This window comes from Arthrobacter sp. CAU 1506 (assembly GCF_005047635.1).
Classification (GTDB): Bacteria; Actinomycetota; Actinomycetes; order Actinomycetales; family Micrococcaceae; genus Crystallibacter.
In genome coordinates this window covers 225,188-241,461 of the sequence record NZ_SUKC01000004.1, presented here as the reverse complement: position 1 = coordinate 241,461, position 16,274 = coordinate 225,188, and the positions used below count along the sequence as shown (strand labels likewise).

General features: G+C 65.4%; 12 protein-coding genes and 2 tRNA genes. 13 read left to right on the top strand and 1 reads right to left on the bottom strand.

Annotated elements, in window-relative coordinates; all coding sequences use genetic code 11:
* Nucleotides 1-639 precede the first annotated feature (639 nt).
* The 9 genes from E4J89_RS07395 to E4J89_RS07355 all read left to right on the top strand — a co-directional run bounded on the left by E4J89_RS07395 (nucleotide 640) and on the right by E4J89_RS07355 (nucleotide 9,340).
* Complete coding sequence (locus tag E4J89_RS07395) at nucleotides 640-1,851, top strand: IS110 family transposase (protein WP_136785473.1); 1,212 nt, start codon at nucleotides 640-642, stop codon at nucleotides 1,849-1,851.
* Between the two features lie 244 nt (nucleotides 1,852-2,095).
* Nucleotides 2,096-2,166: transfer RNA gene (locus E4J89_RS07390), tRNA-Gly, on the top strand.
* 133 nt (nucleotides 2,167-2,299) lie between these two features.
* Nucleotides 2,300-2,372, top strand: a tRNA-Pro gene (locus E4J89_RS07385).
* Between the two features lie 54 nt (nucleotides 2,373-2,426).
* Entirely contained in the window at nucleotides 2,427-3,854 is a 1,428-nt protein-coding gene (gene tig / locus E4J89_RS07380) for a trigger factor (protein WP_136785472.1), read from the top strand.
* Nucleotides 3,855-4,332: 478 nt separating this feature from the next.
* Nucleotides 4,333-4,950, top strand: coding sequence for an ATP-dependent Clp protease proteolytic subunit (locus E4J89_RS07375; protein WP_136785505.1), 618 nt, complete (start codon nucleotides 4,333-4,335; stop codon nucleotides 4,948-4,950).
* 40 nt (nucleotides 4,951-4,990) lie between these two features.
* A complete protein-coding gene (locus tag E4J89_RS07370; RefSeq protein WP_136785471.1) occupies nucleotides 4,991-5,662 on the top strand; it encodes an ATP-dependent Clp protease proteolytic subunit in 672 nt (223 codons plus the stop codon).
* A gap of 220 nt (nucleotides 5,663-5,882) precedes the next feature.
* The gene (gene clpX / locus E4J89_RS07365; RefSeq protein WP_136785470.1) at nucleotides 5,883-7,175 is read left to right on the top strand and encodes an ATP-dependent Clp protease ATP-binding subunit ClpX; all 1,293 of its coding nucleotides are present in this window, start codon (nucleotides 5,883-5,885) and stop codon (nucleotides 7,173-7,175) included.
* Between the two features lie 58 nt (nucleotides 7,176-7,233).
* Nucleotides 7,234-8,529 (top strand): ATP-dependent Clp protease ATP-binding subunit ClpX, encoded by a 1,296-nt coding sequence (gene clpX, locus E4J89_RS07360; RefSeq protein WP_136785469.1) that lies wholly within the window; start codon nucleotides 7,234-7,236, stop codon nucleotides 8,527-8,529.
* Between the two features lie 190 nt (nucleotides 8,530-8,719).
* A complete protein-coding gene (locus E4J89_RS07355; RefSeq protein WP_136785468.1) occupies nucleotides 8,720-9,340 on the top strand; it encodes a DsbA family protein in 621 nt (206 codons plus the stop codon).
* A 408-nt stretch (nucleotides 9,341-9,748) separates the two neighbouring features.
* Here E4J89_RS07355 and valS read toward each other — a convergent pair whose 3' ends face one another.
* On the bottom strand, nucleotides 9,749-12,373 hold the full coding sequence (valS, locus tag E4J89_RS07350) for a valine--tRNA ligase (RefSeq protein ID WP_136785467.1): 2,625 nt from the start codon (nucleotides 12,371-12,373) through the stop codon (nucleotides 9,749-9,751).
* A 91-nt stretch (nucleotides 12,374-12,464) separates the two neighbouring features.
* On the opposite strand from valS, the gene E4J89_RS07345 reads away from it, so the two are divergent.
* From E4J89_RS07345 to E4J89_RS07330, 4 genes are all read left to right on the top strand, one after another.
* Entirely contained in the window at nucleotides 12,465-12,833 is a 369-nt protein-coding gene (locus E4J89_RS07345) for a DUF488 domain-containing protein (protein WP_136785466.1), read from the top strand.
* A 205-nt stretch (nucleotides 12,834-13,038) separates the two neighbouring features.
* Nucleotides 13,039-13,398: a hypothetical protein gene (locus tag E4J89_RS07340; protein ID WP_240691773.1), complete on the top strand. Its 360-nt coding sequence runs from the start codon at nucleotides 13,039-13,041 to the stop codon at nucleotides 13,396-13,398.
* 168 nt (nucleotides 13,399-13,566) lie between these two features.
* Nucleotides 13,567-14,310, top strand: coding sequence for an SDR family oxidoreductase (locus E4J89_RS07335; protein WP_136785464.1), 744 nt, complete (start codon nucleotides 13,567-13,569; stop codon nucleotides 14,308-14,310).
* Nucleotides 14,311-14,564: 254 nt separating this feature from the next.
* Nucleotides 14,565-16,106: an HNH endonuclease signature motif containing protein gene (locus E4J89_RS07330; RefSeq protein ID WP_136785463.1), complete on the top strand. Its 1,542-nt coding sequence runs from the start codon at nucleotides 14,565-14,567 to the stop codon at nucleotides 16,104-16,106.
* The last annotated feature ends 168 nt before the right edge of the window (nucleotides 16,107-16,274 follow it).

Below are 16,274 nucleotides of genomic sequence, written 5' to 3'. Positions count from 1 at the left end.
AGTCTGTGCCGGCGAAGCACCTCGCCCTTCGACCCGTTTGGCGCGGCCTCGTACTCCGCCAGGATCTCCATTTTCTCAGCCACAGTCCGAAACGGGCCAAGACGTGTTGATCTGGTCATTTCCTACATTTCTCCATCGGCCCTCATGAAACGGAATTCGTCTCACTTCAGGCTGACAGAGAGGGATAGGCCCTGCCCTCGACGCTAACCCCTGCCCTCGGCGATTATTACCCCCGCACTTGGCGGCTAATCCCTGCCCTCAAGGCTTCCGCGCCGAGGCGCACAGTCATGCCGCCCGCCTGGGCCCAGGCTCCGGTCAGGGCGGGGTTTAGCTGTGAGAGCGGGGTCCACAAACCCTGCCCTCGACGCTAAACCCTGCCCCCGGCGATTATTCCCCGTTACCTTTTTCGTAGCCCGTTCCTGTTGCAGGATTTAGGGTGTGCTGGCCGGCCGGTCCCGGCATGGTTGTTGCCCCCAGTCGTTTCATGATCAGGGGGGTGTTGCCACCGGGACCGGCCCGGCGGGAGTTGATCGCTGATAGAGGCACGGCTTGCGGGTCATTCGTAACGTGGATGCCGACGACTGCCGCCATGGTCCGGCCGGCACAGGCAGCTGACGGCTCTTCGGAAGGTGGTACGCAGTGGTTCTTGACCAGCAGGACATCGACGTTTTCGTCGGCCTGGACGTCGGCAAATCCGACCACCACGCCGTCGCCCTGGACCGGTCCGGCAAACGGCTCTACGACAGAACCTTGCCCAACGATGAAGCCAGGCTGCGCGAAATCCTGACCGGCCTTGGCCGGCACGGCAAGGTCCTGCTCGTCGTCGACCAACCCGCCACGATCGGCGCGCTGCCCGTGGCCGTCGCAAGGGATATGGGCGCAGCGGTCGGATACCTTCCCGGCCTGGCGATGCGCCGGATCGCGGACCTGCACCCGGGTCAGGCCAAGACCGATGCCCGTGATGCGGCGATCATCGCCGACGCAGCACGCACGATGCCGCATACGCTGCGTTCGATCGCCCTCGGCGATGAAGCCATTGCCGAACTCGGCGTGCTCTGCGGCTTCGACGATGACCTCGCATCCCAGATCACTGCCACCAGCAACCGGATCCGCGGCCTGCTCACTCAGATCCACCCCGCCCTGGAACGCGCACTGGGCCCGCACCTTGACCACCCCGCGGTCGCGGACCTTCTCACCCGCTACCCGACCCCGGCTGCGTTGAAGACCGCCGGCCGCGGCCACGTCCGTGCGAGGCTGAAGAAACGCGCTCCCCGGGCAGCGGACCGGCTGACCGATGCGGTGTTCTCCGCCTTGAACGAGCAGACAGTGGTCGTCGCCGGCACCGGAGCCGCCGCCACCGTCATACCCAGACTGGCCGCCCAGCTGCTGGCCCTGCGAACCCAACGCGATGAAGTCGCCGCCCAGGTCGAAGCACTCGTGGAGGCCCACCCTCTTCACACGGTCCTGACCTCGATGCCAGGCATCGGCGTCAGGACCTGCGCCCGCATCCTGACCGAAGTCGTCGGCAAAGACTTCAAAGACGCCGGACACCTGGCCTCCTACGCCGGGATCGCGCCCGTCACCCGCCGCTCCGGAACCTCGATCCGCGGCGAGCACACCAGCCGGTGCGGCAACAAGAAACTCAAACGCGCCTTGTTCCTCTCCGCCTTCGCCGCCCTGCACCATCCGCCCTCCCGCGCCTACTACGACCGCAAACGAGCCGAAGGCAAACGACACAACCAAGCCATCATCGCCCTCGCCCGCCGCCGCACGGACGTCCTCTTCGCCATGCTCCGCGACAGCACCCTCTATCAAGACCCGAAGCCCGCACCCCTCGCTTCCGCCGCTTGACGAAAACCATAGAGGCACCCCCCGCCCCGCGCTAGGCGGCTGACCCTGCCCTCAAGCATTCTCTGTGCGCGCGCAGTTAGGCCGTGCCGCGGCTGGATCGATTAAGCAACGAAGCTCAGGACGATCGCCCGCGCGGACTCTGCGAGCAGCCTGAACGAAGGGCTGGCAGGGGCAGAGGCCAGCGTCGCCGGCCGGGCCGATTTGTTGAACGGGGCCGCCGTCGTGCTAAAGTTTCAACGTCCTCGGGGATGTAGCTCAATGGTAGAGCCTCAGTCTTCCAAACTGATTACGCGGGTTCGATTCCCGTCATCCCCTCGCAGTGAGAGGCGGTCCAGTAGGGCCGCCTTTTCTGTTAGCGGCAGCGGTGCCAGGGTTTGTCGGCGCAACTGCTCAGCGGAACGTAATTGTGCAGCAGGCCGGGATAGCCCGTAGACTTGCGTGTGCACTACGGGGCGTAGCGTAGTGGCTAGCGCGCCTGCTTTGGGAGCAGGAGATCGCAGGTTCGAGTCCTGTCGCCCCGACTCTGTATTCTTGGTGCAGATTTAACCCCTATAGCTATCAGGAGTCCTAACGCTGTGAAGAGCGCTGTCGAAACCCTCACCCCCACCCGGGTCAAGCTCAACGTTGAGGTCCCCTTTGAGGAACTCAAGCCCAGCATCGACGCGGCGTACAAGACCATCGCGGGTCAGATCCAGGTTCCCGGCTTCCGCAAGGGCAAGGTTCCGGCCAAGCTGATCGACCAGCGCGTGGGCCGCGGCTACGTGATCGAGACCGCTATCAACGAGGGCCTGAACGGTTTCTACCAGGGCGCCATCGAAGAGACCGGCATCCGCCCGCTGAGCCGCCCCGAGGTGGAAATCACCGAGGTTCCGGATCCGTCCGCCACCGAAGGCCAGCTGGCCTTCCACGTTGAGGTCGACATCCGCCCCGAGGTCGAGCTGCCCGAGTACGCCGGCCTCGAGGTCACCGTGGAAGCCACCGAGGCCTCCGAGGAAGACGTGCAGAAGGCACTGGACGACCTGCGCGGCCGCTTCGGCACCCTGAAGACCGTTGACCGTCCGGCCGCTGCCGACGACTTCATCACCATGGACCTGTCCGCCAAGGTGGACGGCGAAGAGGTTGATTCCGCCGCCGACCTGTCCTACCAGGTAGGCGCGGGCACCATGCTCGAAGGCCTGGACGAAGCCGTCACCGCCCTGAGCGCCGGCGAAGACGCCACCTTCGAGACCAAGCTGGCTGGCGGCGAGCACGCCGGTCAGGACGCCACCGTCACGGTGAAGCTGAAGGCCGTCAAGGAGCGCGAGCTGCCCGAGGCCGACGACGACTTCGCCCAGCTGGCAAGCGAGTTCGACACCATCGCCGAGCTGAAGGAAGACCTGGCCAAGCAGGCTGCCGACGCGAAGGTGATGGAGCAGGGCATCGAGGCCCGCGACAAGGTGCTGGACAAGCTCATGGAGCTGGTCGAGGTTCCGGTGCCGGAATCCGTCGTCGAGGAGCAGCTGGAGCAGCACTTCCGCCCGGAGAACAGCCACGGTGAAGACCACGACACCGAGGAACACCGCGCCGAGGTCCGCGAGAACACCGCGAAGGCCTTCCAGAACGAAATCGTGCTGGATGCCGTGGCCGACAAGGAAGAGCTGGGCGTCAGCCAGGCCGAACTGATCGACTACATCGTTTCCTCCGCCGGTCAGTACGGCATGGACCCGAACCAGTTCGCGCAGTTGCTGGACCAGTCCGGCCAGGTCGGCATGATGGTGGGCGAGGTCCGCCGCCGCAAGGCCCTGGCCAAGGTCCTGGAGCTGGCCAAGGTCACCGACTCCAATGGCAACGAGGTCGACCTGAGCGACTTCGTCCGCCCGGCCGGCGAAGAAGAGCCGAACGTCGAGGACCTGATCCAGGCTGCCGAAGCCGAAGCTGCCAACGCCGAGGCCGACGCCGCCGACACCGAGTCGATCGAGGACACCGACGCAGCCGAAGAGGCTGCTGAGGCAGAGAAGAAGTAGGCAGCACACCGCCGCACGGACGGACCGCCGGACTCCCGCAAGGGACCGGCGGTCCGCCGCTTTAACCCCCGTGCTCGACGGCGGTGCCCGGCTTGGGTGGGGAGGGGCACTCGACGACGGTGCCCGGCTTGCGCGGGGAGGAGTGCGCGACGGCGATGCCCGGCCTGGGTGCGAAGGGACGCTCGGCGGCGATGTCCGGCTTGATTCAGGCCGTTGAAAAGGTGAGTCGGGCGCGCGGTGAACGGCGCTGCGAAAGGCAAGCTCCGGCGTCGTAATTCTGCTGCAGGCAGAGCTTTTACCGCGAGAACACGGGCCTGATGCGCCGTCAGCGAACAGTGCGTTGTCAGGGAGGAATCGGGCAGCCGAACACGTTACTGTCCAAGTAGGTAAACGACCCGAGGGGCGCCGGATGACGGTTCAGCCCAGGGGAAGAAGCGAGAGGTATTTCAGCATGTCGAATGAATCCGCCACTCCGATGATGGCTACGGTCGACGCCGCTAGCCGTGAAGACTACATCTACAACCGTCTGCTCAAAGAGCGCATCATCTGGCTCGGCTCCGAGGTGCGGGACGAGAACGCCAACGCCATCTGCTCGCAGCTGCTGCTGCTCTCGGCCGAGGATCCGGAAAAGGACATCTACCTCTACATCAACTCGCCCGGCGGCTCGGTGACCGCCGGCATGGCCATCTACGACACCATGAAGTTCATTCCGAACGACGTGGTCACCGTGGCTACCGGTCTGGCGGCGTCGATGGGCCAGTTCCTGCTGTCCTCGGGCACCAAGGGCAAACGCTACGCCACTCCGCATGCACGGATCCTGATGCACCAGCCTTCCGGCGGCATCGGCGGCACGGCCTCGGACATCCGGATCCAGGCCGAGCTGATCCTGCACATGAAGCAGGTCATGGCCGAGCTGACCGCCGAGCAGACCGGACAGACGGTCGAGCAGATCCTGATCGACAACGACCGCGACAAGTGGTTCACGGCTGAGGAGGGCCTGGCTTACGGGTTCTTCGACAAGATCTCCGCCCACGCTGGCGGCGTCACCGGCGGTGGCGGGACGCAAAGCGACTCCGCCTCGACGACGGAATCCTGAGCCCACGCGCCACCGACCCGAATACAAGCAGGAGAATCTCATGGACTACAACTTCGGTGCCGCTGCCGGCGGTTACGCCGCAAACATGCCGCAGAGCCGCTATGTGCTGCCCCAGTTCGAGGAACGCACGCCGTACGGCTTCAAGCGCCAGGATCCCTACACCAAGCTGTTCGAAGACCGCATCATCTTCCTGGGTGTCCAGGTGGACGACGCTTCGGCCGACGACATCATGGCCCAGCTGCTGGTGCTTGAGTCGACCGACCCCGACCGCGACATCACGCTGTACATCAACTCGCCGGGCGGCTCGTTCACCGCGATGACCGCGATCTACGACACCATGCAGTACATCCGCCCGGAGATCCAGACCGTGTGTCTGGGCCAGGCGGCCAGTGCTGCTGCTGTACTGTTGGCCGCCGGCACGCCGGGCAAGCGTTTGGCCCTGCCGAACGCCCGTGTGCTGATCCACCAGCCGGCACTGGGTGGCGGGGAACGCGGCCAGGCTTCCGACCTGCAGATCCAGGCCGACGAGGTCATGCGGATGCGTGAATGGCTGGAGAACGCGCTGGCCATGCACTCGGGCAAGGACGCGGCCCAGGTCAACAAGGACATCGAGCGCGACAAGATCCTGACCGCCGACGGTGCCCTGGAATACGGGCTGATCGACCAGGTGCTCGACTCCCGCAAGATCAACAAGCCGGCGATCACCAAGTAATAACAGGTAAGATTGCTGGATTGCTTTCACTGCCCGTGGCGCGTCATATCGCACCACGGGCAGTGTGGTTACTGAAACTGTCGGCGCAGTGAATTAGAGTTGGTGTCAGCCAGCTTCGGCAGCGCAGCACCAACTCGGCATCAACGCAGCACCTTGTAGCGGGGTTGGACAGCTTAGCCGCCGCGGCAGGTGCCGACGTAGGACAAGTAAGGGGACGGATATGGCTCGCATAGGTGAGAGCGCTGACCTGCTCAAGTGCTCTTTCTGCGGCAAGAGCCAGAAACAGGTCAGGAAGCTGATCGCCGGCCCAGGCGTGTACATCTGCGATGAGTGCATTGAGCTGTGCAACGAGATCATCGAAGAGGAGTTGGCCGAGGTTTCGGACCTGGGCTCCTTCGAACTGCCCAAGCCACGCGAAATCTTCGACTTCCTGCAGGAATACGTGATCGGCCAGGAGCCGGCCAAACGAGCGCTGGCAGTAGCGGTGTACAACCACTACAAGCGCATCCAGTCCGGCCATGCGCCCAAGGGCACCGCTAATCTCTCCGATGCCAGCCCGCTGGAGGACGTGGAAGTCTCCAAGTCCAACATCCTGCTGATCGGCCCCACCGGCTGCGGCAAGACCTATCTGGCCCAAACCCTGGCCCGCCGGCTGAACGTTCCCTTCGCGGTCGCGGACGCCACCGCCCTGACCGAGGCCGGCTACGTGGGCGAGGATGTGGAAAACATCCTGCTCAAGCTGATCCAGGCCGCCGACTATGACGTCAAGAAGGCCGAACAGGGCATCATCTACATCGACGAGATCGACAAGATCTCTCGCAAGAGCGAGAACCCGTCGATTACCCGCGACGTGTCGGGCGAAGGCGTGCAGCAGGCACTCCTGAAGATTTTGGAGGGAACCGTGGCCTCGGTTCCCCCGCAGGGCGGGCGGAAGCACCCGCACCAGGAATTTATCCAGATCGACACCACCAACGTGCTGTTCATCGTGGCCGGGGCCTTCGCCGGGCTGGAAGAGATCATCGGATCACGGGCCGGCCGCAAGGGCATCGGCTTCGGCGCCCCGCTCAAGGACGCGGCAGCGGAAAAGGACAGCTACGGCGAGGTCATGCCCGAGGACCTGCTGAAGTTCGGGCTGATTCCGGAGTTCATCGGCCGCCTGCCGGTGATCACCACGGTGTCCAACTTGGACCGCCCGGCACTGATCAAGATCCTGACCGAACCGAAAAACGCGCTGCTGCGGCAGTACCAGAAGATGTTCCAGCTGGATGGCGTGGAACTCAGCTTCGAGCAGGCAGCGCTGGAAGCAGTCGCTGATCTGGCGCTGGAGCGGGGGACCGGTGCGCGCGGGCTCCGGGCGATCATCGAAGAGACCCTGCAGCCCGTCATGTTCGACCTCCCCAGCCGCGAAGATATCGCCTCTGTGGTGATCACTGCAGACGTGGTGCTGAACAAGGCCGAACCGACGCTGATTTCCCACGACGTGGTGGCCAAGCGGCGGAACAAGTCGGCCTGACGCACCGCACACTGACGACCACCGGACGACGCACGAGGACCAGACAAGGGGATACATTATGGCCCGGACCGCCGGAAGCGCGGAGCTTCTCACCTGCTCGTTCTGCGGGAAGAGCCAGAAGCAGGTCAAGAAGCTGATCGCCGGCGGCGGCGTCTACATTTGCGACGAATGTGTTGGGCTGTGCAACGAGCTCCTGGAGGAAGAGTTCGGTGCCGGGACGGCCGCAACAGAACTCCTGGAGCTGCCGAAACCGCGGGAGATTTTCGGGTTCCTGCAGGAATACGTGATCGGCCAGGAACCGGCCAAACGTGCGCTGGCCGTGGCGGTGTACAACCACTACAAGCGCATCCGGTCCGGCCATGCCGCCCCGGGCAACGCTGCGCTGACCGCCGCCGGCGACCTGCAGGACGTAGAGATCTCCAAGTCGAACGTGCTGTTGATCGGCCCCACCGGCTGCGGCAAGACGTATCTGGCCCAGACGCTGGCGCGCCAGTTGAACGTGCCGTTCGCGGTGGCGGATGCGACGTCGCTGACCGAGGCCGGTTATGTGGGCGAGGACGTGGAGAACATCCTGCTGAAGTTGATCCAGGCCGCCGACCACGACATTAAAAAGGCCGAACAGGGCATCATCTACATCGACGAAATCGATAAGGTCACCCGCAAGAGCGAGGGCCCGTCGATCACCCGCGACGTTTCCGGCGAGGGCGTGCAGCAGGCGCTGCTGAAGATCCTGGAAGGAACCGTGGCCTCGGTGCCGCCGCAGGGCGGACGGAAGAACCCGCAGCAGGAGTTCCTGCAAATCGACACCACCAACATCCTCTTCATTGTTGCCGGCGCCTTCGCCGGGCTGGAGGAGATCATCGGCTCGCGGGCGGGGCGCAAGGGCCTCGGCTTCGGCGCACCGCTGAGGGACACCGCGCGGCAGCAGGACAACTACGGCGAGGTCATGCCCGAGGACTTGCTCAAGTTCGGGCTGATTCCGGAGTTCATCGGCCGCCTGCCGGTGATCACCACGGTGGCTGAGCTGGACAAGCCGGCGCTGATCAAGATCCTCACCGAACCGAAGAACGCGCTGCTGAGGCAGTACCAGAAGATGTTCCAGTTGGACGGCGTGGAATTGGCCTTCGAGCAGGACGCTCTGGAGGCAGTGGCGGATCTGGCCCTGGAGCGGGGGACCGGCGCCCGCGGACTGCGCGCGATCATGGAAGAGACGCTGCAGCCGATCATGTTCGACCTGCCCGGCCGCGAGGACATTGCCACCGCCGTGATCACGGCGGCGACAGTGCTGAACGGGGCCGAACCCACGCTGATCCCGCACGACGTGGAAGCCCTCCGCCGCCGCGACTCCGCCTGACTGGCATCCTTAGCGGCCAGAGGTGCCCCGCCATAGCCGGCTGCGCAAACCTCTCCGACGCAACTCGCTGCGGCGTAGCCCGCTGCGGGGCGCACAAGCGTCCGCCTTGAGGCAGGCGGAACAAAACCTGCGCCCGCGCAGTTACGCACATCAGCACCCATAACCGGCACCCCTGAAGGAGCACTGCCATATGTCTGAAAACGCCGCACCGTCCACTGTTGACTTCTGGTTCGACCCGGCCTGCCCGTTCGCCTGGATCACTTCCCGCTGGATTCTTGAGGTGGAGAAGGTCCGCGACGTGAAGGTGGAATGGCACGTGATGAGCCTGGCCGTGCTCAATGACGGCCGCGATGAGCTGCCGGATGAGTACAAGGAGTTCCTGAAGAAGGCCTGGGGCCCGGTGCGCGTGATCATCGCCGCCCAGGAACTGAACGGCGAGGCCTACGTGGGCAAGCTCTACGAGGCGATGGGCACGCGCATCCACAACGGTGGCAACAAGGATTACGAATCCGTCACCGCCGCGGCGCTGGAAGAAGTCGGCTTGCCCGCCGACCTGGCCCGCTTCGCCACCTCGGACGAGTACGACGAACAGCTGCGCGCCAGCCACGAGGAAGGCATCTCCAAGGTCGGCGACGAGGTCGGAACGCCGGTGGTGGCCTTCAACGGCACGGCCTTCTTCGGACCGGTGATGACCCGGATTCCGCGCGGCGAGGACGCCGGCAAGATCTTCGACGGCGCCGTAGCGCTGGCCGACTTCCCGTACTTCTACGAGATCAAGCGTTCGCGGACCACCAGCCCCGAATTCAACTGATCGGTTCGCCGGACACGTTCCCGGCTGACCATCTGCCACGAGCCGACACGCCATAGCCAACCGGAAAATATTTCCGTGCAGCTATGGCGTGTCGGCTTGCGCAGGAGTATATATATCTATACGCATCCGCCAAAAGATGCGGGACCGAACACCAAAGATTCAGTGACAAGTAGTGGACTAGCTCCACAAACTGCCAGCCAGTGACGAGGCTAGGAAGACCTGAAAATCCACGGAGTTCGCGAGACCCAAAGCCGTCACCTTTGGATCAACGAGTCGAAGCCCCACCAACGGCGTAAACGCTGATGGGGCTTCCCCTCGTTAACGGCCCCGATAAGAGGCCCAGCGAGCAGTGGCTCCGACCCGAGGAGTCCTCGCGTCGGAGCCACCCGCTACGTGACGGAGCTTTGGCTACTCGGCCGCAGCCTCCGCGGCGGCAAGCTCCACCTTGGTGACGGTCAGCTCGCCCTCGGCCTCGGCCAGCATGACCTCGCGGGCATTGCCGGCGGCCTTCAGGTCACCCAGCCCGGCCTCCAGCTGCGCAATCTGGGCAGCCGAACCGCTGATGGTCGCGGTGAGCACTTCGGTGCGCTGCTTGACCTTCGCTTCCGACTTGGCCTTGCGGATGCCGCCCAGCGCCAGTCCGACGGTGCCCAGCAGGCCCTTGTCGGCGGCCGAGGCGACCGAGGCGAGCCCCGCCGTCGTCGGCCATTCAGCGCGGTGCACGGAACCGGCGCGCCACCAGCTCCAGACCTCTTCGGTGGCGAAGGGCAGGAACGGCGCGAACAGGCGCAGCAGCGCGTCCAGGGTGGTGGCGAGAGTGGCCAGCACCGAGTCCTGCTCCGCCTGGCCGGCGGCACCGTAGGCACGGTCCTTGATCAGTTCCACGTAGTCGTCCGTGAAGGACCAGAAGAAGCTCTCGGTGACCTGCAGCGCCCGGGCGTGGTCGTACTTCTCGAACGCCGCGGTGGCGGTTTCCACCACATCGGCCAGCTGGCCCAGCAGCGAGATGTCCAAGGGGTTGGTGACTACTGCGGCGTCGTCGGCAATCACCGATGCTTGGGTGGCGCCCAGGTTCAGCACGAACTTGGAGGCGTTGAGCAGCTTGATGGCCAGTCGGCGGCCGATCTTCATCTGCGCGACTTCGTAGGCGGTATCCGCGCCGAGCTTGGCGGAGGCCGCCCAGTAGCGCACCGCGTCGGCACCGAACTGCTCCAGTACGTCGGTGGGGACCACCACGTTGCCCTTGGACTTGGACATCTTCTTGCGGTCCGGGTCCAGGATCCAGCCGGAGAGCGCCGCGTGCTTCCACGGCGCGCAGCCGTTGAGCGCATCGGCGCGCACCGCGGTAGAGAACAGCCAGGTGCGGATGATGTCGTGTCCCTGCGGGCGCACGTCGAACGGGAAGACGTTGTTGAAGAATGCCTCGTCCCGGCTCCACTTGCCCACGATCTGCGGCGTCAGCGACGAGGTGGCCCAGGTGTCCAGCACATCGGCGTCGCCGATGAAGCCGCCGGGCTGGTTGCGCTGCGACTCCTCGTAGCCCGGGGCGGGCTCGGCGGCCGGATCGACCGGGAGCATCTCGTCGCTCGGCAGCACCGGGTTGTCATAGTCCGGGTTGCCGGAAACGTCCAGCGGGTACCAGACGGGAATCGGCACGCCGAAGAAGCGCTGCCGGGAGACCAGCCAGTCGCCGTTGAGGCCTTCGATCCAGTTTTCGTAGCGCGAGCGCATAAACGCCGGGTGGAAGTCGATCTCCCGGCCGCGGCCGATCAATCGTTCGCGCCGGTCCTCGTCACGGCCGCCGTTGCGGATGTACCACTGGCGCGACGTGACGACTTCCAGCGGCTTGTCGCCCTTTTCGTAGAAGTTGACCGGGTGGGTCATCTTCTTGGGCTCGCCGTCCAGCTCGCCGGCGGCGGCCAGCAGCTCCACTACCTTCTCCTTGGCGGAGAACACGGTCTTGCCGGCCAGCTCGGCGTAGTTCGCCTTGCCTGCCTCGGTGGTGATCCACTCCGGCGTCTCGGCCACAATCCGGCCGTCGCGGCCCACGATCGAGCGGGTGGGCAGCTGCAGCTCGCGCCACCAGGTGACGTCCGTCAGGTCGCCGAAGGTGCAGACCATGGCGATGCCGGCGCCCTTCTCCGGCTTGGCCAGCGGGTGCGCCTTGACCTCCACCTCCACGCCGAACAGTGGGGATTTCACGGTGGTGCCGAACAGCTTCTGGTAACGCTCGTCGTCCGGGTGGGCCACCAGTGCTACGCAGGCCGGCAGCAACTCGGGGCGGGTGGTCTCGATGTGGACCTTCTCGCCGTTGGCCGTCTCGAAGGCGTAGCGGTAGTAGGCGCCGGGCATCTCCCGGTCCTCAAGCTCGGCCTGCGCCACGGCGGTGCGGAAGGTGACGTCCCAGAGCGTCGGGGCTTCGGCCATGTAGGCGTCGCCGGCGGTCAGGTTGGCCAGGAAGGCGCGCTGCGAGACCGAGCGGGACACGTCGTCGATGGTCCGGTAGGTCAGGTCCCAGTCCACGGACAGGCCCAGCGTGCTGAAGAGGTTCTCGAAAACCTTTTCGTCCTCCACAGCCAGGGTCTCGCAGAGCTCAATGAAGTTCCGGCGCGAGACGACGTCGAAATCGCGCTGGTTCTTGGCCGGCGTGGCCGGCGGCTGGTAGTCCGGGTTGTACGGCACCGACGGGTCGCAGCGCACGCCGTAGAAGTTCTGCACACGGCGCTCGGTGGGCAGGCCGTTGTCGTCCCAGCCCATCGGGTAGAACACGTTCATGCCGCGCATCCGCTGGTAGCGGGCCAGCACGTCGGTCTGTGTGTAGGAGAACATGTGTCCCACGTGCAGCGAGCCGGACGCCGTCGGCGGGGGAGTGTCGATCGAGTAGACCTGCTCCCGGGTGGTCTCGGGGTTGAACTTGTAGGTTCCCTCCCCGCGCCAGCGCCGGGTCAGGGCGTCCTCAAGGCCTTCGAGGGCGGGCTTGTCGGGAACGTTTACGGAAACGGGCGTGTCTGTGCCCGGGGTATGTTCTGCCATGCTGGCCATTCTTTCATGCCGGGCACGGAATGAAGATTCGCGACGGCGGTGCAACCTATCTGCCCCGGCCCGGCTCGCGTAGCATGCGGCTATGACGGACGTTCACATCAAACGGGTCTATGAACCGGCCGACGACGGCGACGGCTACCGTGTGCTGGTGGACCGGATCTGGCCACGCGGCATCAAGAAGGACGAGGCAGGTCTGGACCTCTGGCTGAAGGAAGCGGGAACGTCCGCCGAGCTGCGCAAGGAGTTCAGCCACCAGCCCGAGAAGTTCGAAGCGTTTACGCTGGCCTACCGAAAGGAGTTGGACGGCTCCGAGGCGCTCAAGCGCCTGCTGGACCTGGCCCGCGAACACCCCAAGCTCTGCCTGCTCTATGGCGCCAAGGATCAGACACACAACCAGGCGGCGGTCCTGCGGGACATGATCCTGGAAGAACTCGGCGGGAAATCCGGCTGACATGCCGCGGCGGGTGGGGGAGTTGTTTGGTGTGGGCGGCCCGCGGGGACGGATGTCGCGAGGCGGGAGCGGCGGCGCGGGTGGCAGAATATTGCGCGGTGCCCTCCTGGCCGTCGTGGGTGCAGCGGTTCTGGCCGGTCCCATGGCGGGGTGCGGGGTTCTACCCTGGCTCGAGGCTCCGCCGTGTCTCCCACCGGAGTATGCGGTGAGTCCCGCGAACGCGAGTCCAGGGCAGGCCGTGACGGTGTCAGCGCCGGACGCCGGCTGCGACCCGCGCTACGGCAGCGACGCCCAGATCGAAGTGATCGTGACAGATGCTTCCGGCGCAGAAGTCATTCACGAAACCGCCCCGATGAACGACGCCGGCGGCTTTACGTATACATTCACGGTCCCGTCCGATACTGCGGCCGGCGAGGCCTCGGTGACGGCGCTGCCCTACAACCTCGACTGGTGCGATGACACCGGCCGGAACAACCGCGTTCCGGGAGCTATGGGAGCAGCCGGCGTCGATCTGGAGCGGGTATCGTGCGCACTGCCGCTGAGGCCCCTCCTGATCACGCGGTAACCCCTGCTGGTCAGTCGGTCAGGGCTTAGGCGCTCGGTGAACTATTCTCTCCCGCCCCGCAGCCACTTCGCGGCCTAGCAGTGACGGACGGATCCCCAAGCATGCCACCGAGTCGCAGCGTCGTCGTCCATTGGGCCGCCGTTTTGGTTCGCCATTAGGCTGTGATCCATGACCAAGCGCGCAGTAGTAACGGGAGCAAGTTCGGGTATCGGCGCCGCCACCGTGCGGGCGCTTCGCGGTAGCGGCTGGGAGGTAGTGGCGGTGGCCCGGCGGGCTGACCGGCTTGCCGCGCTCGCCGAAGAATCCGGCGCCGTGGCGATGCCCGGGGACGTGACCGATCAGGACTCCGTGGACCAGTTGGTGTCCGATGTGCTCGCGGGCGGCGGGATCGATGCGCTGGTCAACATTGCCGGCGGCGCCTTCGGCGTGGATTCGATCGCCGACGGGAAGTTCGCCGACTGGGAAAAGATGTACAACGTCAACGTTCTCGGCTCGCTGCGGATGATCCAGGCGTTCCTGCCGGCGCTGCGCGAGAACGGCGAAGGCTCGGTGGTGTTGCTGACGTCAACGGCTGGCATCGTGGCGTATGAAGGAGGCGGTGGCTATGTGGCCGCCAAGTTCGCGCAGCACTCCATGGCCGGCACTCTGCGGCTGGAAGAGGCAGAACACAACGTGCGGGTGATCGACATCCTGCCCGGGTTGGTGCAGACCGAAGAGTTCTCGCTGAACCGGCTCGGCGGCGATCAGACGGCAGCGGACAAGGTCTACTCCGGTGTTGAGAAACCGCTGTTGGCCGAGGACGTCGCCGGTGTTGTGGCCTACTCGCTCAACCTTCCGCATCACGTGAATCTGGACCAGATAGTCATGCGCCCGGTCGCGCAGGCAGCCGCGCACAAGCTGATTCGGAAATAGCGGTAGGGCTTCGAGCTGTCCGGGTCCGGACCGGCGTGGCTCGGGGCTCGGATTGGCCTTGCCGGGTTTGGGCTAGCCCAGTTCCGGGCTCGGAGTGGTCCAACTCCGGTTTTGGAGCGGCCCAGCTAGGGGCTCGGGCTGGCTAGGTAGGGCTCGTTTCTCCCCGCGGCGCGGACCAATCACACCAGCCGACTATCCCTAAACAATCGAGGAATTCGATTGCTTCGAATCTGTCTTCGAAGAAAAATGGATGTATGGCCGCTGCACCGCTCGAACAGGATCCGGGGATACTCGCTTCCCTGGAGCGAGTGCGCGTCGACCTGGCCAGCAGGGCGGGTGGCTTTGTCGCCGGGATGGACAGCATGTCCACCCGCGAACTGGCGACTGCTGTCGCCACAGTGGAGGACGTCTCCAAGATCGTGGAATTTCTCCAGTTGGCGGGAGCATGGGCGGTCGAGCGGGCCGATGTTGCCCGGGTAGGGGAGCGGGACGGACTTTTCGGAGGCCCCTCGGCTGCCGATCGCCTCGGCACAGAATCTTCACCGAGCGGCGGCTTAGACCCTGCCTGGGGTGCCGGCCCGGGGGATCCCGGTTGGGCTGATCCGGCGGAAGCCTTGCGCGCAGGTGCGGGTCCGGACTCATCTGACGGGCAGGGCGAGGCGAAGGGCGAGGCCGGGGGTGTCCGCAGGGGGACGGAGTTCCGCACCAATGCGGAGTATTTACGGGCCCGGCTGGGGATCGGTGCGGGCGAGGCAAGGCGGCGGATCAGGGTGGGGCAGGCTGCGCTCGCCGGACGGCTGCCCTCAGGTGAGCCCGGGAGCGCCCGGCTGCCCGTGCTGGGGAAGGCATGGGCCGAGGGCCGGATTGCGGGTCGGGCTGCGTCGCTGATCACGGATGCAGTGGCGCGGGTGCGTTCGACTGCCGGGATGGATACTGCGTCGGAGACGGAGACGGCGCTGGTGTTTCAGGCGGTGGAAGCCGATCAGGACGTTTTGGGCAAAGTCGCACGGATGTGGGAGGCTGCCGGCGCCACGGGCATTGCCGCCGGCCCCACCGGCGATGGTGACGGTGAGGTGCCGGGGACCGCTGCGTTCCTGCCCGCTCCCGTCTCCGGGACAACCGATGCGGTGTTCGAGAATGGAGCGACGGATCCGGACGCGGCGTTGTTGGACCCGCGTTCGATTGCGCAGAAGCAGCTGGCCGGTCTGGTGGCCGGTTGCCTGGTGGCTTTGGCCGCTGGCAGGCTGCCAGCCACCGGCGGACACCGCGCACAAATCATGGCCACCACCGATTACAAGGACCTGGCAGGCGAGCAGGCCGGTCCGGCGTATCCGATGTTCGGCAATCCGGTGTCGGCCAAGACCGTGCGAAGACTAGCGTGCGACGCGTCGATTATTCCGGTCGTACTGGGTTCCCAGAGCGAGGTGCTGGATCTGGGCCGCGCTTCGCGGTTCTTCACTCCGGCAGTCCGCAAGGCGCTCGCCGTACGGGATTGCGGGTGCGCGTTTCCGGGCTGCACGATGCCGGCGGTTTGGTGCGAGGCCCACCACATCGTGCCCTGGTACCGGGGCGGGCGGACAAGTGTGAACAACGGCGTGTTGTTGTGCATCTTTCACCACGATCTGGTTGAACAGGGCGACTGGGAGATCGTTGTCGAAGACAGCATCCCCTGGTTCGTCCCGCCCGGCTACATAGACCCGCAGCGCCGCAAGAGACGCAACCGCCGGCCCGAGGGATATGCAAGACACCCCCAGGGGTATAAAATGGCGGCCACAAACCTATGTATGGGGATCTGATGAAAGTCGGCCGCCCCAGTTGCCCGGTGGCCATTCGCGTCAGGCGACCGAGTCTCTTCGGAGCATTGGCGATCTGTTCAACAGGAGCATGCGGGACCCCAGCATGCTCCAGGCGGGAATGGACGCAGGCGGTCTGGCGGACTGAGGCGGGTCCCATTTCCGCCTCAG